The organism is Actinomyces sp. oral taxon 169 (genome assembly GCF_013394715.1).
In the GTDB taxonomy this organism is placed as follows: Bacteria; Actinomycetota; Actinomycetes; order Actinomycetales; family Actinomycetaceae; genus Actinomyces.
The window spans coordinates 583879-606063 of the sequence record NZ_CP058259.1 but is presented as its reverse complement, the minus strand read 5'-3'; the positions used below and the strand labels follow the sequence as shown (position 1 = coordinate 606063).

General features: G+C 70.8%; 17 protein-coding genes. 9 read left to right on the top strand and 8 right to left on the bottom strand.

The annotated features are described in order from the left end of the window. Together radA and disA are read left to right on the top strand one after the other, a co-directional pair. Nucleotides 1-1422, top strand: coding sequence for a DNA repair protein RadA (gene radA / locus HW274_RS02525; protein ID WP_075255014.1), 1422 nt, complete (start codon nt 1-3; stop codon nt 1420-1422). 305 nt (nt 1423-1727) lie between these two features. After that, nucleotides 1728-2798, top strand: a complete 1071-nt coding sequence (gene disA / locus HW274_RS02520; protein WP_101559851.1) for a DNA integrity scanning diadenylate cyclase DisA — start codon at nt 1728-1730, stop codon at nt 2796-2798. 58 nt (nt 2799-2856) lie between these two features. On the opposite strand, the gene HW274_RS12740 is transcribed toward disA, so the two are convergent. The 7 genes from HW274_RS12740 to HW274_RS02485 all read right to left on the bottom strand — a co-directional run bounded on the left by HW274_RS12740 (nt 2857) and on the right by HW274_RS02485 (nt 10430). Beyond that, nucleotides 2857-4086, bottom strand: a complete 1230-nt coding sequence (locus HW274_RS12740; protein ID WP_256692543.1) for a hypothetical protein — start codon at nt 4084-4086, stop codon at nt 2857-2859. A gap of 149 nt (nt 4087-4235) precedes the next feature. Further along, nucleotides 4236-5225, bottom strand: coding sequence for an A/G-specific adenine glycosylase (locus HW274_RS02510; protein ID WP_081376295.1), 990 nt, complete (start codon nt 5223-5225; stop codon nt 4236-4238). A 792-nt stretch (nt 5226-6017) separates the two neighbouring features. After that, on the bottom strand, nt 6018-6917 hold the full coding sequence (locus HW274_RS02505) for a hypothetical protein (RefSeq protein WP_185989118.1): 900 nt from the start codon (nt 6915-6917) through the stop codon (nt 6018-6020). 157 nt (nt 6918-7074) lie between these two features. Then, entirely contained in the window at nt 7075-7701 is a 627-nt protein-coding gene (locus tag HW274_RS02500; protein WP_185989117.1) for a hypothetical protein, read from the bottom strand. 190 nt (nt 7702-7891) lie between these two features. Further along, a complete protein-coding gene (locus HW274_RS02495) occupies nt 7892-8377 on the bottom strand; it encodes a hypothetical protein (RefSeq protein ID WP_075255246.1) in 486 nt (161 codons plus the stop codon). 139 nt (nt 8378-8516) lie between these two features. After that, nucleotides 8517-9149 carry an amino-acid N-acetyltransferase gene (locus tag HW274_RS02490; protein ID WP_185989116.1) on the bottom strand — a complete coding sequence of 211 codons (633 nt, stop codon included), beginning with the start codon at nt 9147-9149 and terminating at the stop codon, nt 8517-8519. A 126-nt stretch (nt 9150-9275) separates the two neighbouring features. Beyond that, nucleotides 9276-10430: a sugar-binding transcriptional regulator gene (locus HW274_RS02485; protein ID WP_185989115.1), complete on the bottom strand. Its 1155-nt coding sequence runs from the start codon at nt 10428-10430 to the stop codon at nt 9276-9278. Nucleotides 10431-10812: 382 nt separating this feature from the next. On the opposite strand from HW274_RS02485, the gene HW274_RS02480 reads away from it, so the two are divergent. From HW274_RS02480 to HW274_RS02455, 6 genes are all read left to right on the top strand, one after another. Further along, nucleotides 10813-12612 carry a glycerol-3-phosphate dehydrogenase/oxidase gene (locus HW274_RS02480; RefSeq protein ID WP_185989114.1) on the top strand — a complete coding sequence of 600 codons (1800 nt, stop codon included), beginning with the start codon at nt 10813-10815 and terminating at the stop codon, nt 12610-12612. Between the two features lie 166 nt (nt 12613-12778). Continuing rightward, nucleotides 12779-13519 carry an MIP/aquaporin family protein gene (locus tag HW274_RS02475; RefSeq protein WP_075255242.1) on the top strand — a complete coding sequence of 247 codons (741 nt, stop codon included), beginning with the start codon at nt 12779-12781 and terminating at the stop codon, nt 13517-13519. A gap of 90 nt (nt 13520-13609) precedes the next feature. Continuing rightward, nucleotides 13610-15145, top strand: a complete 1536-nt coding sequence (glpK, locus tag HW274_RS02470; protein ID WP_075255241.1) for a glycerol kinase GlpK — start codon at nt 13610-13612, stop codon at nt 15143-15145. Between the two features lie 230 nt (nt 15146-15375). Then, nucleotides 15376-17448 (top strand): cation-translocating P-type ATPase, encoded by a 2073-nt coding sequence (locus HW274_RS02465; RefSeq protein WP_081376306.1) that lies wholly within the window; start codon nt 15376-15378, stop codon nt 17446-17448. Nucleotides 17449-17733: 285 nt separating this feature from the next. Further along, complete coding sequence (locus tag HW274_RS02460) at nt 17734-19443, top strand: L-lactate permease (RefSeq protein WP_075255240.1); 1710 nt, start codon at nt 17734-17736, stop codon at nt 19441-19443. 261 nt (nt 19444-19704) lie between these two features. Continuing rightward, entirely contained in the window at nt 19705-20538 is an 834-nt protein-coding gene (locus tag HW274_RS02455; protein ID WP_075255239.1) for a chromosome condensation regulator, read from the top strand. Between the two features lie 128 nt (nt 20539-20666). On the opposite strand, the gene HW274_RS02450 is transcribed toward HW274_RS02455, so the two are convergent. After that, entirely contained in the window at nt 20667-21224 is a 558-nt protein-coding gene (locus HW274_RS02450; protein ID WP_239653297.1) for a TetR/AcrR family transcriptional regulator, read from the bottom strand. A 239-nt stretch (nt 21225-21463) separates the two neighbouring features. Here HW274_RS02450 and HW274_RS02445 point away from each other — a divergent pair, with 239 nt between their 5' ends. Then, complete coding sequence (locus HW274_RS02445) at nt 21464-22144, top strand: GAP family protein (protein ID WP_075255237.1); 681 nt, start codon at nt 21464-21466, stop codon at nt 22142-22144. Nucleotides 22145-22185 lie beyond the last annotated feature (41 nt).

The following is a 22185-nucleotide window of genomic DNA, read 5'->3' as shown; positions in this document are numbered from 1 at the left end:
ATGCCCGCATCGAAGAGTCCCAAGGCCCCCAAGGTCTCCTACTGCTGCACTGAGTGCGGCTGGTCCAGCCCCAAGTGGATGGGACAGTGCCGGGAGTGCCGCGAGTGGGGAACCCTGGAGGAGACCCGGGCCGCTGACTCCCCGGGTGGGGGCGCCGGCGGCGCCCTGGGCGCTGCCGGCGCCGTGCGACCGACCGTGGCCGCCCGCCCCATCGGGGAGGTCAGCGCCACGGAGGCCAGGGCCCGCCCCACCGGGGTGGGTGAGCTGGACCGGGTCCTGGGCGGCGGGATCGTGCCGGGTGCCGTCGTACTGCTGGCCGGCGAGCCCGGAGTCGGCAAGTCCACGCTGCTGCTCGACGTCGCCGCGAAGACCGCCGCCGTGGCTCGCGAGCGCGGGGACGGGCCGGTCCTCTACGTCACCGGTGAGGAGTCGGCCTCGCAGGTGCGGCTGCGGGCCGAGCGCATCGACGCCCTGGATCCGGGGCTGCTCCTGGCCGCGGAGACCGAGCTGGGAGCCCTTCTAGGACACGTGGAGGCGGCCGGTCCCTCCCTGCTGGTAGTGGACTCGGTTCAGACCATCGCCTCAGCGCAGGTCGAGGGCAGTGCCGGGGGCGTCACCCAAGTGCGGGCCGTGGCCGGCGCACTCATTGCGGTGGCCAAGGAGCGCAACATCCCGGTGCTGCTCGTGGGTCACGTGACCAAGGACGGCGGAATCGCCGGGCCCCGGGTCCTGGAGCACCTGGTCGACGTCGTCACCCAGTTCGAGGGGGACCGCCACGCCCGTCTGCGGCTGCTGCGGGCCGTCAAGAACCGCTACGGCCCCACCGATGAGGTCGGCTGCTTCGACCTGGGCGAGCGGGGCATCGTGGGGCTGGCAGACCCCTCGGGCCTGTTCCTGTCCGCCGCCCGCTCCGAGGTGCCGGGCACCTGCGCCACTGTGACCCTGGAGGGGCGCCGCCCCATGCCGGTGGAGATCCAGGCGCTGGTGGCCCCCACCAACGCCGGCTCCCCGCGGCGCACCACCTCCGGAGTGGACCACTCACGTACCGCCATGGCGCTGGCCGTTCTCAGCGCCCGACTGCGGGTGGACACCTCCAGCGCGGACGTCTACGTCTCCACCGTGGGCGGGGCCCGCGCCGTCGAGCCGGCCACGGACCTGGCCGTGGCCATCTCCGTGGTCTCGGCCGCGCGCAACCTGCCCACACCTGCTGGCCTCGTGGCCTTCGGCGAGGTGGGGCTCACCGGCGAGGTGCGGGCCACCGTCGGTATCCAGCGGCGCCTGGCGGAGGCCTCCCGTCTTGGCTTCGACCGGGCGATCGTGCCGCTGGCGGGTTCGGCCGAGCTGCGCGAGGTCGCCGGGATGCAGGTCCTGCCGGTCGCACACGTGGGTGAGGCCATGGGGGCGGCACTCCCGCGCGGCTGACAGGACAGCACGGCCACTATGGGCCGCACTGGCAAACGCAGACAACGCCGGGGCGAGGAGCGGTCACGGCAGCCGAACAGGTGACGCAACAGCCATGGATCGACCGGGCGCCGCCAACAGACCGACTGGTCCAGTGTGGGAAGGCCCTCGCCGAAGGTCGGCCCGCCTGCCGATACCATGGGAGCGTGAGCACCGGGGCGTGCGCTCACCTGGATGCCGCGAGACCGGAGAGTCCCGAGCGCGGCCCATGCCCCGGCAGGCACACTGTGCGATCCCTTCCCCAGGACACCGCGAGATCAGGAGAGATGATGATCGAGGCCGCTGGCCAGCTGCACGAGACGCTTGCGCTCGTCGCTCCCGGCACTGTCCTTCGTGACGGACTGGAGCGGATCCTGCGCGGACGTACCGGGGCGATCATCGTGCTGGGCTTCGACCCGGTGGTGGAGGCCATCTCCTCGGGCGGCTTCCACCTCGACGTCGAGCTCTCCGCCGCCCGCCTGCGTGAGCTGGCCAAGATGGACGGCGGCGTCGTCGTCGACATGGACACCGCCCGGATCCGACGTGCCAACGTCCAGCTGCTGCCCAACGCCTCGATCCAGACCTCGGAGACGGGCATGCGTCACCGCACCGCCGAGCGCGTGGCCCGCCAGACCGGGTACCCGGTCATCTCCGTGAGCCAGTCGATGCGGATCATCTCCCTGTACGTGGACGGCAAGCGCCACGTCCTGGAGCCCAGCGAGTCGATCCTGGCCAGCGCCAACCAGGCCCTGTCCGCCCTGGAGCGCTACAAGGCCCGCCTCGACCAGACCTCCGCCGGCCTGGACTCCCTGGAGATCGAGGACCTCGTCACCGTCCGTGACGTCACCTCGGTGCTCCAGCTCATGGAGATGGTCCGCCGCATCTCCGCCGACATCGACTCCTACGTCCTGGAGCTCGGCACCGACGGGCGCCTCCTGGCCCTCCAGGTCGAAGAGCTCACCCGGGGCCTGCTCGCCGAGCACGGCTTCCTCCTGGAGGACTACCTGCCAGAGGGCCTGGACACGACCACCGTCGATGCACGCCTGAAGTGGGTGGGCTCCCCCGCCCTCCTGGACCTGGCGATGGTGGCGCGCTCCATGGGACTGGGCGGCATCGACGGCCAGGACCTGGACGCCCAGGTCTCCCCGCGCGGCCTGCGGATCCTGTCCAAGATCCCGCGCCTGCCCGTGGTGACGGCGCGCGCCGTCGTCGAGCAGTGGGGGTCCCTGCAGGGGGTCCTCGGGGCCACCATCGAGGAGCTCGAGGCCGTCGAGGGCGTGGGCGCCCAGCGGGCCCGGACCCTGCGCGACGGGCTGTCGCGGCTGGCGGAGATCTCCGTCGTCGAGCGCTACTCCTGAGCTCGTCGGTCGCCAGTCGTATTCGCCGGCCGCCCCGGAGTCCGCCTGCAGAAGGCCGTCAGCCGACGACGAAGACCCGGTCCTCGGTGAGGTCCTTGTCCCCCATGACGAAGCGGAAACGGTAGGTTCCCGCGCCCGCGGCGCTGCCGGGGGCGGTCTGCGCCTGACCCGCCGAGGGGCTTGCGGAGGAGGAGGCGGTGGCACTGGGTGTCGAGGAGGCCGATGCGCCGGCCGGGGAGGCCGGTGCCGCGTTGGCCGCCGCGCAGTCGGAGGTGGCCGCGTTGCCGTTCCAGGTCACGTTGACATCGGCACCCTTCCCCGCAGGCAGGAGGAGGGCCTTCTCGGTCTGGCCCACGGGGCAGGTGACAGAGTCCCACACCTGCTGAGAGCCCGAGGAGACCCGCACCCCCAGGGCCTGGCTGCCGACGTCGACCAGGCAGGGTGCCTGGCCGCTGTTGACCAGGGAGATGGAGAAGGTCGCCCCGGCACCGACACTGACGGACTCGGGCCCCTGCACCGTGCTCTTCAAGGTTGAGGGGTCGCACTTCCCCGGCGTGGGGTAGACGGTGTGCACCTGGGCGGCGGCGCGTTCCTCATCCTGGGTGCGGATGGTGTTGCGGACCCAGAGGTAGCCGACGACGAAAGTCACGATGAGCAGCAGGAGGACCAGCACGACCCCGCCCAGAACCAGGGCACGGCGCAGACCGTAGCGGGGCTGGGGCGGGACCGGCTTGCGCAGGCGCCCGCTGCGGGGCTGGTCCGGGCCCTGCGGGATCGAGTCAGGGGCTCCGGTCAGCCGCCCGCCGCCGATGTGGGTCCACTGGAGGCCCGCACCCCAGTTGTGTCGACGACGATCGGAGCGCGCGGCCTGAGTCGAGCTTGTCCGGGAGGAGCGAGCGGTTCCCGGAGCGGCCTGCCGTGAGCGGGGTGTCGAGGCCCCCTGGCCGCCCTGGGAGGACCGGCGGTTCTTGCCGCCCCGGGCCGGCGTGCCCGACTGTCCGGCGGCGGGCCGGCCTGTCTGCCCCGAGTGCAGGGGGCGTCCGGTCGACTTGGTGCCCGAGGCGCGGCCGCCGCGTCCCCTGGCCTGGGAGGATCGGGGCGTCCCGCTGGAGCGGGCTGAGGAGGACTGTCCAGCTCCGGACCGCGGCCCGCCGCCGGAAGCGCTCTGCCGGTGGGGCCGGGACTGGGAGCCCGAGGAGGAACGCCCCGATGAGGATCCTGCGCCGCGACGGGCCGAGCCTCGTCGTCCTGCGCTTTCCCCATGGTTGCGTCCGCGTCCTTTGGCCATGGTCACGACTCTACCGGCGCCACGGCCCCAGGCCCGTGAGCGCCCCGCCCCGGCGATGCGCGAGGCCGATGAGACCTTCGTCGTTGTCCGCACAGGCCCCAAGCGCGTCCCCGGCCGGCTACCGGGGCGGTCCGCGGATCGGTGGGCGGCTAGGGAAGCCGGTAGGTGGCGCCGTCGTCGTCGGTGACGATGAGCCCATCGGCCAGGAGGGTGGCCAGGGCACGCACCGGCTGCTCGGGGTCGCGAGCACCACCGGAGGCTCGCGACCCCGCCCTGGCGGCGCAGGCCCTGAGCTCAGCGGCCTCGACGCACTGCCCGTCGGGAGCCGTGCGCAGGCGGGCCATCACCAGCCCCCGGGCCTGGCGGTCGGTGCCGTGCCAGGCCTGGGTGCGGCGCCGGCCCGCGTGGACGTCCGCGGGGCGGCCCGCCGCCAGCCAGGCGCAGCCGGCCTGCCACGGGCAGGCCCCGCAGTCCGGCTCGCGGGCGGTGCACACCAGGGCGCCGAGCTCCATAACGGCCACTGACCAGTGGGCGGCGGTAGCGTCGTCGTCGGGCAGCAGGCCCAGTGCCCGCTCGCGCTCGGCCCGGTTGAGGCTGGGGGCGGGAAGGGCCTGACCGCCGACGGCGCGGGCCAGGACCCGTCTGACATTCGTGTCCAGCACGAGGGCGCGCCGGCCATGGGCGAAGGCCAGGACCGCGCCGGCCGTGTACTCGCCCACCCCAGGCAGGGCCAGGAGGGCGTCCAGGTCGTCGGGCAGGACGCCGCCGTGCTGCTCGACGACGCTGCGGGCGCACTCGATGAGCCGCAGGGCCCGGCGCGGGTAGCCCAGACGACCCCAGACCCGCAGCACCGCAGCGGTGGGGGCCTGGGCGAGCTCGGCGGGGCCGGGCCAGCGCCGCATCCATTCCTGCCAGGCGGGGACGACGCGGGCCACCGGGGTCTGCTGGCTCATGACCTCCGAGACGAGGACCTCCCACGGGGTCGTACCGGGCCGGCGCCACGGCAGGTCACGGGCGTGGGCGTCGTACCAGGTCATGACGTCCTGCGCCGAGGGCTCAGCCGGATCGGCTGGCGGCGTCACCGGTTCGACCGAGGTCGCAGCAGTGAGCGTGTCGTCAGGGGTGGGGCGGTCGGGCACGGGGGACACCGTAGCGGCAACGGCTTGGGCGAGGCCGGATACCGTCGTCACCAGCCGGCTGAGATTCGTCGCACTCCTCGCGGTCGTAGGGTAGGCCCCCGGTTCGTACCCTTTGCCCTACTGCGTTGTCTCATGACTTCTGAAAGTTTCGGATGTCATGACATCTGAGACACCGGTGGGGTGCGTCTGCCAGATGGGAGAGCTGCTGCTTCGACCTGTCGGAGATGCTGCCCCGGTCACTGTGGTGGCTGCCGTCGTCGTCTGGGTGCACTGCACGAGGGCGGGGTGCTACTGGACGAGGGTTGGGGGTACTGGAGGTAGGTGGGGCCTTCGTGCAGTACGCACAACCCTTGGCCAGTGGATCCCGACCCTCGTGGAGCAGGCCGACTCGAGGTAAGACTCGGGCCAACTCTGGGCGGGGCCAGAGTCGAACCATGACCACCGGACCCCAGCGCAGGCGGCGGGCAGGGAACGGTGGAGTAGAACCTGTGACGGAGGCGCCGGTCCATGCCGTGAGGGCCCCGGACTCACTCCTGCGCGGCCTGGTGTCCACAGCGTTGACATTAACGGGCCCAACGTCAATGTTCCCAGCGGGGATCATTGGAATCCTGCGGTTCTTCTTCGGCGTGCGGCTCCGGCGGGCCTTTAATGTCAGCACCCTGGACGCCAGGACCAGCAGCCCGACGGCGCCCCACCGGCCGCGACCACACCGCCTCCAAGGGCTCAGTCCTCCCCCTGGACCGAGAACGCTGGAGGAGGCTGCGCGTCGGCGTCCGCCGTGTGCTCCCCGAGTCAGGGACGGTTCAGGCCCTGACGGCGCTCCTGCCTCGCTCGGAGTCCCTGCTGGACACCGAGCACGCCGTTGAGTTCGACGTACTCGCCCGTCTCCTGGGTGTATCCGCGCGCGACCGCCCACTCCCAGATGCGGTCCAGCTCGGCGGTGCCTTTCGCCTCCAGCGCCTGGGCACTGACTCCGGACCAGGTCAGACCAGCCAGTGTGAATGCCTTGCCGGCGGGGTCGACGACGTGCCCCTCGGCATGACGGATCTGGACCTTGCCGGCGGCGACGCCCAGGGCCGCCGGCGCACCGGAGACCTTGACGAACAGCCCCGTGCGCGACCGCGGCCAGGGAATATCGCGGCCCCTTCCTCCGGCCCCGATGTGGATGCCCGTGGCGTCGAACACCGTGCGCACCGACATGAGGAACAGGACGCCGAGCAGCAGAACCAACCCGAGGAGCAGCAAGACGACGAAGCTGACCGTCGGCCCATTGGAAAGAAGCTCCTTGACCGCCGCAACCAGGCACACCAGCCCAAAGCCGCCACCCACGAGAAACTGAATGCGGCTGGCTGTCGTCGCCGTGGGCTTGAGGACCAGCCTGTCCCGTTCCACGGGGATGGGGCCGAGCCGGGAGGGCTGGTACTCGTGCTGCGGGGCCGAGGAGGACTGCTGCGCGCCCGCGACGCCGTAGGAAGCCGGCTGAGTCCCTGCGGGCTGTCCGGCCTGCTGACCGTACTGGGCCTGAGGTCCGGGGTGACCGCACTGCGCGGCAGCGGCCTGACTCGCCTGGCCGTACTGGGCCTGAGGTCCGGGGACGCCGGCTTGGCCGTAGGGGTTCTGCTGGGCGGGGGCGCTGTACTGGCCGGGCTGGCCGGGCTGACTGTAGGGGCCGTTGACCGGTGGCTGGCTCATGAGCACTTTCCTCGACGGTTCTTCACGTGCGCGGAGTCCTGATCGGACCTGGACAGGATACCGAGACAGTCGCACGGCAGCCTCAGGCAGGGCTCCCCATCGCACCCCCGGCGACGAGGTGGGCCGCAGCGATACTCATAGTCCCCGTGGTCCTTTCTCATTCAGCGCGGAGGCGCTCAGGACTCACGTACGTATCGGTCTCCCAGGTGTAGCCGCGCGCGATGGCCCAGTTCCAGATCCGATCCAGCTCCGCCGAGCTTCTGCGCTCCGTGCCGGACCTGGACAATCCTCGGCGCGACATTCCTGCAAGCCAGACGGCCTCTCCCTCGGCGTCGAGGACGTAGGTCCGAGCGGCCAGACTCATGCCGGGGAACTCATCCGGGGTCAGGTTCCCATCGCTCAGGAATACCAGAACCACGATGAAGAGTCCGGCGAAGGCCATGATGAGGAGCCCCAGGACCGGGTTCTTAGCCGGCCGCTGGACGACCAGCCCGCTGCGGGAGCGGGGCCACGGGACGTCGTGCGCGCTCCACAGCCCCCGCACATGGATCCCATCCGCATCGAACTGCGTTCTCCTCGAGGCCGCCACCGCGACAGGGACGAGGAGCAACAGTCCGAGTATCAAAGCCGTGAAAAAAGCACCACCCCATTCCCCCACGAAGAGTCGCGCGATGTTCAGCAGGTACAGCCCTGGGATGCCACAGAAAATGAACACGATCCAGCCGGAGCCGGTGAATGCGGTTCTACGCACCAGCTTCTCCGTGACCGGCGAGATCGGCGGCACCCGATGACGCCGTCCCGGATTCCACTGGGCGGGCCAACCATGGGAATCGTTGACCGGCGGCTGACTCATGAGTATTTTCCTCGAGGGGTTCTTCGGATTTATGGGGCTGACGACGCTTTATCAGCCTATCGCCCTGGCTCTGTGCCGGCTTTTGGTAGAACTCCCCATCAGTCCAGCCCGCGCTTGCCAGCTACCTGTCGCCGGTGAGGCGGCGCAGCACGCGTACCCGTGGACTCCAGGACGCGGGCCGGGCCACCGAACCGGTCGCCTCCCGCTCGGCGTTGTCGAGAAGGTCCTCGATGACGGCGTCGTGCAAGGGCTCGACCACGGCCGAGAACATGAGTCGCATGGCGCCGCGGGCACGGCCGATGAGGACGTGGCGGATGCGGGTGTGCTCATCGTCCAGGGCGTCAAGGCTCAGCTCGTGGGCACCGACGATCCCTGTTCGCGGACGGAAGGTGAACCGCACTCGCCGGCCGGGTTCATACTCGCTGACGTAGTAGCGGATGACGCCGTGGCCGCCGTCGGCTCCCACCGCCAGGGGGCGGTCCAGGACCATCGGCGTCCAGGACTGCGAGGGCCAGAGGCGATCGTCCTTCTGCCCCAGCCCGTCGAGCAGGGCGCCGAGGGCCTCGATAGGGGCGTTGATGACGCGTTCGTGAACATTGCGAATCATGGGTGCTCCTCCACCGTTGTCTCCTGACTGTCACACAGCTGTCGGCCGCTTGTCCGACAGGATCGCACCTGACCACGAGGTCGCACAGGACCGCGGCCCGCCGCAGCGAACCGCGCCCGGTCCGCTCAGCCTCATCGACTCACAGGTGCAGGAGCATGCGGGCGTTGCCCAGGGTGTTGGGTTTGACGCGGGCCAGGTCGAGGAACTCAGCCAGGCCGTCGTCATGCGAGCGCAGCATCTCGGCGAAGACGTCCGCGCCTACCGGGGTGCCCTCGATGGGCTCGAAACCGTGGGCGCCGAAGAACTGCTCCTCGAAGGTCATGCAGAACACCCGCTTGAGCCCCATCTCCCGGGCCTGCGCGATGAGCTCGCGCAGGATGGCCGAACCGAGCCCGGTCCCCAGGGCATCGGGGTGGACGGCCAGAGTGCGCACCTCGGCAATGTCGTCCCACATGACGTGCAGAGCCCCGCAGCCCACGATCCTGGGAGCGGCCGGTGTATCCCCGCCGTCTGCCCCGCCGGGCCCGACGACGCCGGGGATCTCCTCGGCGACAATGAACTCCTGGATGTCCTCGAAGTAGGAGATGAGGTCCTTGGCGATGAGGACGCGGCGCTCGGCGTAGGGCCGCACCAGCTCGGCGATGGCACGCACGTCCGCCGGGCGGGCCGGCCGCAGGACACGGCGGGAGCCGTCGACCCCGTAGACCTCGGCCCGGCGAGTTGCCCGGCCGGTGGGCAGGTGTTCATCTGTCCTGAGCGCAGTGCTGTTCATCGTCGTCCGTATTCAGTAGGGCTCAGTTCTGGTCGTGGGTCCCGCGAGCCGGCGCACCACCGGCGATGTCGGAGCCGCGAGCAGACCGCAGCGCGATCCGGGGCCACATCCTGCCACGTTCACAACTCATCGAGAACCGCCTCCGGTCTGCCCGCGGACCTCGGCGAGCTCCAGGACGGCGCGGGCGGTGGCGTCGTCGACGACGAGATCCGTGGCGGTCCGGGCACGCAGTGCGGCCAGCAGGGCGCGGGCCTTGCCGGTTCCCGCCGCCACGCACAGGCGGCGCGGAATCCGGGCGAGCTGGGCGGGAGTCGGGCCGGTGGCCCGAGCATTGAGGGCGACGTCGCGCCAGGAGCCGTCGGTGCGCAGCAGGACGGTGCACACGTCCCCCACCACGTTCTGGCGGCGCAGGACGGCCTGGTCCCGCGCCGTGAGGTGGCCGCCCTCGTAGACCTGGGAGGGCAGGGCCCCGTTGAGGGCGTCGAGGGCGCCGACGCCGAAGACGGCCAGACTCGCGCGCCGCACCACCGACAGGACCCGCTTGACCGAGCGCTCCGACCACATGGCCTCGCGGGTGGCCACATGGTCGAAGAAGGCCGGCACCGGGAAGGAGATCGTGCGCGCCCCCAGCGACAGGCGCATCCGGGAGAGCACCTCGCCGGCGCTGGGCCCCTCACGCACCGGATCCGAGGCGCCGTTGAGCTGGACGACAGTCAGTCCCGGAACGGACCTCGAGGGCAGGGCGGCGCTGACCTCCGACATGGTGGTGCCCCAGGCGACGCCGACGACGACGCCTCCTGCGTCAGCATCCCGGCCCGCTCCGGCGGGCTCGCCGGCCGCGGCGGGCTTGTCATCCTCGGGACCACCGGACTCAGGCGCACCGGCACCTCGGCCCCGGCCCTGCTCGGCCAGGGCCTCGATGAGATCGACCATGTGCGCGGCGGCGACGGAGGCGACCTGCTGGAGGCGGTGGATCTCCGTGGTGCCCTCGCGCACCGGGACGATATGAGTGCGGACCCCGAAGACCTGGGCCATCCGCCCCTCCAGGGAACCGGCACCCCCGGGCTGGACGAGGCTGACCCGTACGACACCCTCCTGGCGGGCACGCGCCAGGAGCCGGGAGACGGTCGAGCGCGACACCCCCAGGTGGTGGGCGATCACCTCCATCGTCTCGCCCTGGACGTAGTACATGGAGGCCGCCTCATAGGCGCGCAGGAGGCCGCCGGGGTCGGCAGCACTCACCGCGCCCCCGGCCGCGTCAGCAGCGGTTCTGCCAGTCACGTCTTCCTCCTTGCTCCACCCGGCTCCATCCTCCGACGACGGGGCCGTTCCACACGGCTGCTGCGCACCGCGGGAGGGAACGATCCTGCCGCCTGCAGCGTCGGATGTCCTGTTCAGGAGAACCGTCCACACAGATGCGCGGACATTCTTGTGGATACCTCGAAAGCCTTGTGCACATTCGTGCACAGCCCTTGCGCATTCTCCCACGCACGGCGGACAGTGTTGTCTGCCACCTCACAGGGGCCGTGCGAGCGCGACGGGACACGGCGGGCACCGGAAGCCGGGACCCGACCTGCCTTCCATTCGGCACCCCGGTCAACGCCGACCGGCCCCGCACAGCCCCACCAGTTTCGATCTCACGACACGTAGGAGCCCAGGAGCCATGACCTCCACCCGCAAGCCCTCGTCCAAGAAGACCCCCCGCAGCTCCGGCCCGGCTGGCCCCTCCTACCCCGCACCCATCCAGGACACCGCGCTCAACGCCGCCCAGCGCGAGCGCGCCCTGGAGGAGATGTCGTCCGCCGAGGGCCTGGACGTGCTGGTCGTCGGTGGAGGCGTCACCGGTGCCGGCATCGCCCTGGACGCCGCGGCCCGCGGTCTACGCACCGGCATCGTGGAGATGGGCGACTGGGCCTCGGGCACCTCCTCGTGGTCCTCCAAGCTTGTCCACGGCGGCCTGCGCTACCTCTACCAGCTCAACTTCGCCCTCGTGCACGAGGCCCTCACCGAGCGCGGCCGCCTGCTGAGCACCACCGCGCCGCACCTGGTCAAGGCCCAGCCCTTCCTGTGGCCGCTCAAGCACCACTATGAGCGCTCCTACTCCGCCGTCGGCGTGGGCATGTACGACGCCCTGGCCCTGGCCGGTTCCCGCGGCCGCAAGACCGTGCCGATCCAACGCCACCTGGGCCGCAAGGGCACCTCCGCCCTAGCCCCCTCCCTGGACACCAGCGGCCTGGCCGGCTCCATCCGCTTCTTCGACGCCCGCGTCGACGACGCCCGCCTGGTCATCGACCTGGTGCGCACCGCCGTCGGCCTGGGGGCGCTGGCCGCCAACCGCACGAAGGTCACCGGCTTCCTCACCGACGAGCGCGGCCATGTCCACGGCGCCCGCGTCACCGACCTGGCCACCGGCACCGACCACGAGATCCGGGCCAAGCGCACCATCAATGCTGCCGGCGTGTGGACCGAGGCCGTCCAGGACCTGGCCACCGACGCCGGAGGCCTGAAGGTCCTGGCCTCCAAGGGCATCCACATCGTGGTCCCCAAGGAGGCCATCGACGCCGAGACCGGGGTCTTCCTGCGCACCGAGAAGTCCGTCCTGTTCATCATCCCCTGGCCCGAGTACTGGGTCATCGGCACCACCGACACCCCCTGGGACCTGGACGTCTCCAAGCCCGTGGCCACCGCCGCCGACGTGGACTACATCCTCGAGCACGCCAACTCCGTGCTGTCGCGGCCCATCACTCGCGCCGACATCATCGGCGTCTACGCGGGCCTGCGCCCCCTGCTCCAGCCCAAGCTCAAGCCGGGCGCCGAGGCTGCCTCCACGAAGGTCTCCCGTGAGCACACGGTCACCCGGATCGCCCCGGGGCTGACCGCCATCGCCGGCGGCAAGCTGACCACCTACCGGGTCATGGCCTCCGACGCCGTCGACCACGCCCTGGGCGAGGCCCTGTCCCACGCCCACCCCTGCGCCACGCAGGAGCTGCCCCTGGTGGGTGCGGCCGGCTACCACGCCCTGGCCAAGCGGGCCGGGCGGATCGCCGGTGAGCGCGGCTGGACCCTGGAGCGGGTCACCCACCTGCTGGACCGCTACGGTGATGAGACCCCGGCCCTGTTGGAGGCCATCGACGCCGCCGGCCCCGAGGAGCGCCTGGGCGAGCCGCTGGCGGAGGCCCCCACCTACCTGCGCGCCGAGGTCGTCTGGGCCGTCACCCACGAGGGCGCCGAGAGCCTCGACGACGTCCTGCTGCGTCGGGTGCGCCTGGACCTCTCGCGCCGTGACCGGGGCCTGGCCGCCGCCGACGAGATCCTGGCGATCATGGCGCCGCTGCTGAACTGGTCCGAGAAGGACGTCGCCGCCCAGAAGGAGGCCTACGCCCAGCGCGTGGCCCAGATCGCCGCGGCCGAGTCCGAGCTGACTGACGCCGCCGCGGTGGCGCACATCACCGAGCCGATCTAGTCCCCTGCTTGCCGAGCGGACCGCTGCCGGTACCGCTCGGCCAGCAGGCTCCCCGTGGCGCCCGTCAGTTCCCGTAGAGGCGGGCACCGCGACCACCCACCACCCACACCCGGACCTCGCCGTCCCGAGTACACCCGCACACCGTCGTGCAGAAAGAGAGCCGCACATGTCTGCGACCCTGACCCAGATCTTCGCCTCGGAGGCTCTGGGGACATTCCTTCTCATTCTTCTGGGCTGCGGCGTCGTCGCCGGTGTCGTGCTGCCCACCTCCAAGGCCAAGGACAGCGGCTGGATCGTCATCACCATGGCGTGGGGTCTGGCGGTCTTTGTGGGTGTCTACGCCGCCTACAAGACCGGCGCACACCTCAACCCGGCGGTGACCATCGGTCTGGCGGTCGCCGGACGCCCCTTGGCCGAGGGAATCTCGGCCACGCCGGTCAACATCCTCGTCTACTGCGCCGCCCAGATGGTGGGCGCCATGGCGGGCGCCGCCACCGTGTGGCTGTCCTACAAGAAGCAGTTCGACCAGGAGGCCGACGCCGCCTCCAAGCTCGGCGTGTTCGCCACCGGCCCGGCGGTGCGCTCCTACGGCTGGAACGTCGTGACCGAGGCCGTGGGCACCTTCGTCCTGCTGGCCTGGATCATCGCCTCGGGCAAGACCCCCTCCGGCCTGGGCCCACTGGCCGTAGCCATGGTCGTCGTCGTCATCGGCATGAGCCTGGGCGGCCCCACCGGCTACGCCATCAACCCGGCCCGTGACCTGGGCCCGCGCATCACCCACGCCCTCCTGCCGATCCCCGGCAAGGGAGGCTCGGACTGGGCCTACTCCTGGGTCCCGATCGTCGGCCCGCTCATCGGCGCCGTCGCCGCCGGGCTCATCGTCCCCCACTTCGCCGGGCTGTTCTGAGCCCGCACGACCCTTGACCGCATCGACACCATCGCTGCCCAGCGCAGCCCTCACCACCGCCCCCTCACAACGCAGTGAAAGGACATTCCTTTGAGCCCCAACAGCACTGAGAAGAAGTACGTCCTGGCCATCGACCAGGGTACGACCTCCTCACGCGCCATCCTGTTCAACCACGACGGCGAGATCGTCGCCGTCGACCAGAAGGAGCACGAGCAGATCTTCCCGCGCGCCGGCTGGGTCGAGCACGACGCGAACGAGATCTGGGACAACATCCGCTTCGTCGTCGGAGGGGTGCTGGCCAAGGCGCAGATCAACCGCCACGAGATCGCCTCGGTGGGCATCACCAACCAGCGCGAGAGCGCCGTCGTGTGGGACAAGAACACCGGCGAGCCCGTCTACAACGTCATCGTCTGGCAGGACACCCGCACCCAGAAGATCTGCGACCGCCTGGCCGGCGAGGACGGCCCGGACAAGTACAAGGACCGCGTGGGCCTGGGGCTGGCCACCTACTTCGCCGGCCCCAAGGTGGCCTGGATCCTGGAGAACGTGGCGGGCGCCCGCGAGCGCGCCGAGGCCGGCGACCTCCTCATGGGCACCATGGACACCTGGACGCTGTGGAACCTCACCGGCGGGGTCAACGGAGGTGTGCACGCCACTGACGTCACCAACGCCTCGCGCACGATGCTCATGAACATCGACACCCTGGACTGGAACCCGGAGATCTGCGCGGACATGGGCATCCCCGTCTCCATGCTCCCCGAGATCCGCCCCTCCTCGGGCGTCTTCGGCTACGGCCGCAAGAACGGCCTGCTGGTGGACACCCCCATCAGCGGCATCCTGGGCGACCAGCAGGCGGCCACCTTCGGGCAGGCCTGCTTCGAGAAGGGCCAGGCCAAGAACACCTACGGCACCGGCTGCTTCATGCTCATGAACACCGGCACCACCCCGGTGCGCAGTGAGAACGGACTGCTGACCACCGTGTGCTACCAGATCGGTGACGAGCCGGCCGTCTACGCCCTGGAGGGCTCGATCGCCGTGGCCGGCTCGCTGGTGCAGTGGCTGCGCGACAACCTGGGCATCATCGCCGACTCCAAGGACATCGAGGCCCTGGCCTCCAGCGTCGAGGACAACGGCGGGGCCTACTTCGTGCCGGCCTTCTCCGGGCTGTTCGCCCCGCACTGGCGCCCCGATGCCCGCGGCGCCCTGGTGGGTCTGACCCGCTACGTCAACAAGGCGCACATCGCCCGGGCCGTGGAGGAGTCCACCGCCTACCAGACCCGCGAGGTCCTCGAGGCCATGAACGCCGACTCGGGGCAGGCCCTGACCGAGCTCAAGGTCGACGGCGGCATGACCCGCGACGAGCTGCTCATGCAGTTCCAGTCCGACCAGGTGGGTGTGCCCGTGGTGCGCCCGAAGGTCGCCGAGACCACGGCGCTGGGGGCCGCCTACGCCTCCGGTATCGCGGTCGGCTTCTGGTCGGGTACCCAGGACGTCATCGACAACTGGGCCGAGGACAAACGCTGGGAGCCGACCATGGAGGAGGCCGAGCGCGAGCGGCTCTTCCGCAACTGGAACAAGGCCGTCCAGCGCACGCTGGACTGGGTCGACGAGGACGTCGTCGAGTAGGGCCGATGTCCGACAGTACTCAGGCGACGCTCGCCGGCACCGCCTGAGCGCCCACTGCCCCGGACGCCGCCGACGGTTCCCGTCTCCCCACGGGCCCGTTGGCGGCGTCCTCATGCACTACTAGTCCTCTCATACACTATCGAGGCCCGTGAATGGTCGGTAGATTCCTGGGTGGCGCTCCCCGGCCCGACCGGGGAGTACTTCCTGTCCCCCTTGCGAGGAGTCCCTGCATGACAGCTCACCCACCCGCTGCCCACGTGTCCCCGCCCGCCTCGACCCCGTCGGCCTCGACGCCGGCACTGCCCGTCGACGAGCCCGACGAGTTCTCCGGTACCGGCGCCGCCACCGGCTCAGCCGGTGCCCGCACGGGCGAGGGGATCCTCGAGCGGATCGAGTGGGCCGACGTCGTGCGCATCGCGGTGGTGGGCCTGGCGGCACTGGGCGCCTGGATCGCGGAGGCGACCAGCACTCCCGGCTGGGCCGTGGGCGCCGTCGGGGCGGTGGTGCTGGCGGTGGGCTGCTGGCCGCTCCTGGTCGAGGCGGCCGGTGACCTGCGCGAGCGGCGCATGAGCATGGAGCTGTCGATGCTCCTGGCCATCGTGGCGGCCGCCGTCATTGGCGAGTGGGTGACCGCCCTGGCCGTGACGGTCTTCGCGCTGTGCGCCGAGGTCCTCGAGGAGCTGTCGATGGATCGGGGCCGCGACGCCCTGACCGACCTCATGTCCTTCCTGCCGCAGACCGCGCGGGTGGTGGGGACCCCGGTGGCCACTGAGTCCGCCAAGGCCGCCGAGTCCTCGCAGTCCTCCGGGGTCACTGAGGTCCCTCTGGATGAGGTGCGCCCGGGGCAGGTCATCGCCCTGAGTCCCGGGGGCCGGGTGCCGGTCGACGGCGTCGTGCGCACCGGTAGGGCCGACGTCGACCAGTCCCGGATCACCGGGGAGGCGCTGCCCGTGCAGGTCGGGCCGGGTGACCGGGTGCCGGCCGGCTCCATCACCCGCGGCGCCCTGGAGCTCGAGGTCGAGCGGGTCGGAGAGGAGTCCTCCTACGGGCGGATCGTGGCCGCGGTGCGCCATGCCCAGTCATCGCGCGCACCGGTCCAGCGCCTGGCCGACCGGCTGGCGGCCCGCATCGTCTACCTGGCGCTGGCGGCGGCCCTGGTCACCTTCCTGGTCACCCGGGACGTACGCGCCACCATCTCGGTCATCATCGTGGCCGGGGCCTGCGGGGTGGCCGCGGGCACTCCCCTGGCGGTTCTGGCGGCCATCGCCCGCGCAGCCCGCTGCGGGGCCTTCGTCAAAGACGGCACCCACCTGGAGCAGCTCTCCGCGGTGGACACGGTGGTGGTGGACAAGACCGGGACCCTCACCGTCGGCGAGCCCCAGGTCGTGAGTGTCCGCCCCACCGAGGCCGCCGCCGGGGAGGACGAGGTGCTGGCACTGGCGGCCGCGGCGGAGTGGAACTCCGAGCACCCCATCGGCCGGGCCATCTACACCGAGGCCGCCGTGCGCGACCTGACGGTGCCGGTGCCCGGCGACGTCGCCTACTCCCCCGGAGCCGGCGTGAGCGCCCACGTCGAAGGACGCCAGATCACCGTGGGGCGCTGCCGGGGGCAGGGGCACCAACCGGAGCGGGACACTGACGACTGCGAGGACGCGGCCGCCGCGAACACCGAGTCCGACCCGGAGGCGCCGTCGGCCACCTCGGTGGTGGAAGTGCGGGCCGATGGACAGCTCCTGGGCACCATCGCCCTGGCCGACCGGCTGCGTCAGGGAGCGGCCGCCGCCGTGCGGGATCTGGGTGACATGGGACTGGAGGTCCTCATGCTCACCGGCGACTCGGCCGCCTCCGCGCACCACGTGGCCGGCCTGCTCGGCCTGACCCAGGAGCAGGTGCGCGCCGACCTGCTGCCCACCGACAAGGAGGAGGTCGTCGACTCGCTACGTCGGGCGGGCAGGCGGGTGGCCATGGTGGGCGACGGCGTCAACGACGCCCCCGCTCTGGGCGCCGCCGACGTCGGCATCGCCATGGGCACCGGCACGGACGTGGCCCGCGAGGCCGGCGACGTCGTGCTCGTGGGCTCCGCCCCGGCCGACCTGGTCGAGACCGTGCGGGTGGCCCGCCGGGCCCGGCGCATCATCATGGTGAACTTCGTGGGCACGGTGGTGGTCGACGTCGTCGGCATGATCGCCGCCGGGCTGGAGCTGCTGGGGCCGGTGGCCGCGGCCCTCGTGCACGTCGTCTCCGAATCGGCCTTCATCCTCAACTCGGCCCGACTGGTGCCCCGACGTACCCGCAGGCGCTGAGCCGTCCGCCCACCGACACCCACCGACACAGGCCGCAGCACCCACGTCTTGAGGGCCTGGCACTGGGCGCCATGAGCTCCGGGCCGCCTCGACCGCCGCGCCCCGGGCCCCACTTTCACCTGGAAGGACGGGAGAAGATGGCACGCGGCCGTCTCATATGGTGCACAACCCACCATCTCCATGGCATGATCGTTGGGCCTTAGTACCCAGGACGCAGCAGCGCGGCTGCTCACTCAGCCCCGCTGACGACCTGGACGACCCATCAGTACTCACAGTGGAGTAGCCATGACGCCAGCCGTCCTGTCAGCCCTGCCGATGCATCCGGCACCGCTCGTCCCAGCCTTGGCGGGACTGCCCGCCGCCTTCACGCCGTCGACCACCGCCGTGGGCGGCAACGTCTACCTCACCGCTGCGGTGGGGCTGCTACCGCTGGTGGTGTTCTTCGTCCTCATGGGCGTGTTCAAGGTGGCCACCCACTGGTGCGCCATCATCTCCCTGGTGATCGCCGCCGCCACCGCGATCACCCTGTTCCACATGCCGGTGGGCATGACGGTCATGAGCGCCACCCAGGGCATGGCGCTGGGATTCGTCCCGATCATCTACATCATCATCGCGGCCGTGTGGCTCTACAACCTCACTGACGTCTCGGGTCGCTCCAAGGACCTCAAGGCCGTGTTCAACGTGATCGGCAAGGGCGACATGCGCGCCCAGGCCCTCATCGTGGCCTTCTCCTTCTGCGGCCTGCTCGAGGGACTGGCCGGCTTCGGCGCCCCGGTGGCCATCGCCGCCGCCATGGTGGCGACCCTGGGCCTGCCCAAGCTCAAGGCGGCCGTCGTCGTCATGGTCGGTAACGCCATCAACGTGGGCTTCGGCGCCATGGCCATTCCCACCACGACGGCCGGCAAGCTCGGCGGCCAGGAGCCGGTGAGCGTCGCCACCGCCATGGGGCACCTGACCTGGGTGTTCTGCGCCTTCATCCCGCTCCTGCTGCTGTTCATCCTCGACGGCGCGCGCGGCGTCAAGCAGCTGTGGCCGCTGGCGATCGTGGCGGGGCTGGCCACCGGGGTGGGTCACTTCTTCACCCCCTCGATCTCCTACGAGCTCACCGCCGTGCTGGCCTCCCTGCTGGGTCTGGCCGCCTCCTACGTCTTCCTGCTGGTGTGGACCCCCACGACCCCTGAGGAGTACCGCTCCCAGGTGGCCGCCGACGACGCCCCCGACCGCGAGCGCGTCATCCTGGCCCTGCTGCCCTACATCCTGGTGGTGGTCATCATCGCCACGACCAAGCTGTGGACCCTGGGCATCAACCTCGACAAGGCCTTCAAGGCCACCGACCTGCCGCTGAAGTGGCCCGGCGTGTACGGCCAGCTCCTCAACGCCAAGGGCGAGGCCTCCAAGAGCGCCATCTACAACCTTCAGACCCTGTCCAACCCGGGCACCTGGATCTTCCTGACCGCCATCATCGTGACCTTCATCTACGCGGCGCGCTCGGTGCCGGGCAAGTTCGAGATGAGCGTGGGCAAGGGCTTCGCCACGCTGGCCAAGACCTGCTACACGCTGCGCATGGCGATCCTGACGATCGCGGCCGTCATGGCCCTGGCCTACGTCATGAACTTCTCCGGCCAGACTTCCGCGATCGGTGCGGCCTTGGCCGCCACGGGCGCCGCCTACGCCTTCCTCTCCCCGGCCCTGGGCTGGGTGGGGACCGCCGTGGCCGGCTCGGCGACGAGCGCGGGCGCCCTGTTCGCCAACCTGCAGGCCACCGCCGCCCAGGGGGCCGGGCTCGACCCGAAGATCCTGCTGGCCGCCAACACCATCGGTGGCGGGCTGGGCAAGATCGTCTCCCCGCAGAACCTGGCCATCGCCTCGACCGCGGTGGATGCCCCCGGCACGGACGCCGAGATTCTCAAGAAGGCGGCACCCTACTCCATCGGGCTGCTGCTGGTGCTGGGCACCCTGGTGTTCCTGGCCTCCCAGGTGGGGCTGGGTGTCTGAGGCCGCCAGAGCCTGACTCCTACGCACGGCGCCCTCGGTTCCTTCGCGGTTCCGGGGGCGCCGTGCGCGTACTCGCGCCTACGGCGTCGGATCGGGGACGTACTTCCCGGCCGAGGACTGCGTTCTCCCACCGGCGACTGCGCCCCGGCACGCACATTCTGGCCGCAAGCGCAGTCCTCGCCACGAAAGTACGTCCCCGCGGCGGCTTCACTGGCTAGAGCGACGCGATTCTGCTGGGATGGGCACGAAGGAGGCCCCGTGATGACTCATGCTCCCCTGGCCGCTGGACGTCGGCACACCGTCCGGTGCCTCCCCGACGGGAAGGTGGTCGCCGTCGGAGCGGACGGTGCCGGAGAGTGCCAGGTCTCGCAGTGGCGAGGCGTCGCCTCCGTGGCGGCGGGCAGCGTCCACGTGGCCGCCAACACCGGCCGGTCCCACACGTTGGGCCTAAGCAACGACGGAACGGTGCTGGCCTGCGGCTGGAACGCGCAGGGGCAGTGCGATGTCCAGGAGTGGTGGGACGTCGTCGCCATCGCCGCAGGATGGAGATTCAGCGCAGGACTGCGAGGCGACGGGACGCTGATGACCACCGGCCGCGACGTCGAGGGGCAACGGCAGGTGGGCCACTGGCGCGAGCTCACGGGTGTCAGCTGCGGCGACTGGCACACGGTGGCCGTTCGTGCCGACGGGAGCGTCTGCGCAGCAGGCAACAACACCGCGGGCCAGTGCGAGGTTCACGACTGGCGCCGAGTACGCGCGGTCTCCACGGGCTACCTCCATACCCTCGGCCTGCTGGACAACGGCACTGTTCGCGCGGCCGGGCGCCCGGAGTTCTGGTCGGGGATCGAGAGCTGGACCGATATCACCGCCGTGGCGGCGGGCAGCTATCACAGCGTCGGACTGAGGGCCGACGGGACGGTCGTCGCAGCGGGCAGATCGGAGGCCGGTCAGTGCGATGTGGGCCGTTGGCACGACATCGTGGCCATTGCGGCGGGCGCGACCCACACCGTGGGCCTACGCGCCGACGGCGGCGTCGTGGCCACTGGCTCCAACAGTCACGGCCAGCTCGAGGTCGGGGCCTGCCCCGCCGGCTGAGCCCGATGCTTCCGCGAAGACGCACCTTGGGGCTCGAGGACGGATGCCCGGATCACGTCCCTCAAACCTCGACGTGCGTCCTTGACGGCACTCACGGCCGACGGACACCGTCGTAGGCTCCGCGGGTCTCACAGGCCTCGCAGGATCAGGCCCAGCCCCGAGCGCAGCTGGCCGATCACCTCGTCAGACTCCGTTGGCGGGGCGTTGAGCAGGTCGAGGGCCAGCCCATTGACGAGGGCGGTCACCAGGCGCGCCCCCTCGGCGGGTGACAGGTCCGCGCGCATACGACCGGCCTTCCGCGCATCCGCCAGAACACCCTCGACCCAGGTACGCATGATCTGGAGCGCCTCCCAGTAGGGATCGGCCAGCCAGGGCCTGGTGGATGCGGCAGCACCGAAGGCGACCCAGGCGGCCGCGTCCTCGCGCTGCACAGTCCCGGTCGGCAGAAGCTCGGCAAGAGCCCTCACGAAGGTCTCCGGCTGCGCGGGGGCGACCTCGTGAGAGACCACGCGGCCGGCCTGGCGCTGGACGGAGCGGATAAGGGCGTCGGTCAGTAGGGTTCGCCGGCTCGGCGAGCGGTATTGGACGGTGCCCGGGGCGACGCCGAGCCGGGCGGCCACGCTGCGAACACTAACCCGGTCGAAGCCCTCCTCGGCAATGATCGAGATGGTGGCGTCAGCGGTCATGCTCACGGCCGGTGACATCAGGATGTCGAGGACCGATCGCCGGCCCGATTCCTGGTCCATGACGCTGCCCTCCGCGGTTGTCCGTCTCAGTTCCTTCGCCAGCGCCATCCGCCGTCGTTCATCCCACCGACTTCTCGGGCGCTCAAGAGCGGTTGCCTCACCAGAGTATCCCTCGTACGATCGTATGCGAACTGTCGTACGGTCGTACGACAACAGCCGTTCAACGATCGAGGCACCCCATGGAACACGCCGCAACACTGGCAGGACTCGCCCTGCTGGACTCCACCAGCCTGGGCACGCTGGTCATCCCGATCGCTCTCGTCGTGCGCAGCCGTCGCGTGGACCGCGGGCCGATGGCCATCTACCTGACCACCGTGTGCCTGGCGTATCTCAGCCTCGGGATCGCCCTCGTGGCCGGCTTCGACCTCATCAGTACCGCCGCGGCACGCCTGGCCCACACCGAGACGGCACAGTGGGCGACCCTCGTCATCGGAGTGGCGCTGGCGGGTTTCGGCATCCTCAGCCCCAACCCACCCAAACCCGAGCCCGGAACGGATTCTCTGGGGAGCCGTCCCACTCCCGCCTCAGCCGGGGCGATGGTCGTTCTGGGACTGGGAGCGTCACTGGTCGAAGCCGCCACCATGGTTCCCTACATCGCGGCGACCGGGATCATCGCCTCCTCACCAGAGGCTTGGCCGGTACGGATTGTCACCTTGACCCTGTACTGCCTGATCATGATCGCACCCGCTCTCGTTCTGCTCATCCTGGCCGATACGCTGGGGCAGCGCTTTCTACCCAAACTGGTCAGGATCGCTCCGCGACTGGAGTACGAGGCCAAGGTCACCCTCCTGTGGGTCGCGGCGATCCTCGGTCTCCACCTTGCCGGACGCAGCGCAGGCGCCCTGGGCCTGTTGGGTTAGCCGCACCGATCGGGGACTTACTTCCCAGCCGAGGACTGCGT

Bases quoted from the DNA above. Each gene is read 5' to 3' on its own strand.
- HW274_RS02480 (WP_185989114.1), top strand. From the start codon at position 10,813: ATGACCTCCACCCGCAAGCCCTCGTCCAAGAAGACCCCCCGCAGCTCC.
- HW274_RS02460 (WP_075255240.1), top strand. From the start codon at position 17,734: ATGACGCCAGCCGTCCTGTCAGCCCTGCCGATGCATCCGGCACCGCTC.
- HW274_RS02495 (WP_075255246.1), bottom strand. From the start codon at position 8,377: ATGATTCGCAATGTTCACGAACGCGTCATCAACGCCCCTATCGAGGCC.
- HW274_RS02450 (WP_239653297.1), bottom strand. From the start codon at position 21,224: ATGACCGCTGACGCCACCATCTCGATCATTGCCGAGGAGGGCTTCGAC.
- HW274_RS02455 (WP_075255239.1), top strand. From the start codon at position 19,705: ATGACTCATGCTCCCCTGGCCGCTGGACGTCGGCACACCGTCCGGTGC.
- HW274_RS02475 (WP_075255242.1), top strand. From the start codon at position 12,779: ATGTCTGCGACCCTGACCCAGATCTTCGCCTCGGAGGCTCTGGGGACA.
- HW274_RS12740 (WP_256692543.1), bottom strand. From the start codon at position 4,086: ATGGCCAAAGGACGCGGACGCAACCATGGGGAAAGCGCAGGACGACGA.
- HW274_RS02445 (WP_075255237.1), top strand. From the start codon at position 21,464: ATGGAACACGCCGCAACACTGGCAGGACTCGCCCTGCTGGACTCCACC.
- HW274_RS02505 (WP_185989118.1), bottom strand. From the start codon at position 6,917: ATGAGCCAGCCACCGGTCAACGGCCCCTACAGTCAGCCCGGCCAGCCC.
- disA (WP_101559851.1), top strand. From the start codon at position 1,728: ATGATGATCGAGGCCGCTGGCCAGCTGCACGAGACGCTTGCGCTCGTC.
- radA (WP_075255014.1), top strand. From the start codon at position 1: ATGCCCGCATCGAAGAGTCCCAAGGCCCCCAAGGTCTCCTACTGCTGC.
- HW274_RS02490 (WP_185989116.1), bottom strand. From the start codon at position 9,149: ATGAACAGCACTGCGCTCAGGACAGATGAACACCTGCCCACCGGCCGG.
- HW274_RS02465 (WP_081376306.1), top strand. From the start codon at position 15,376: ATGACAGCTCACCCACCCGCTGCCCACGTGTCCCCGCCCGCCTCGACC.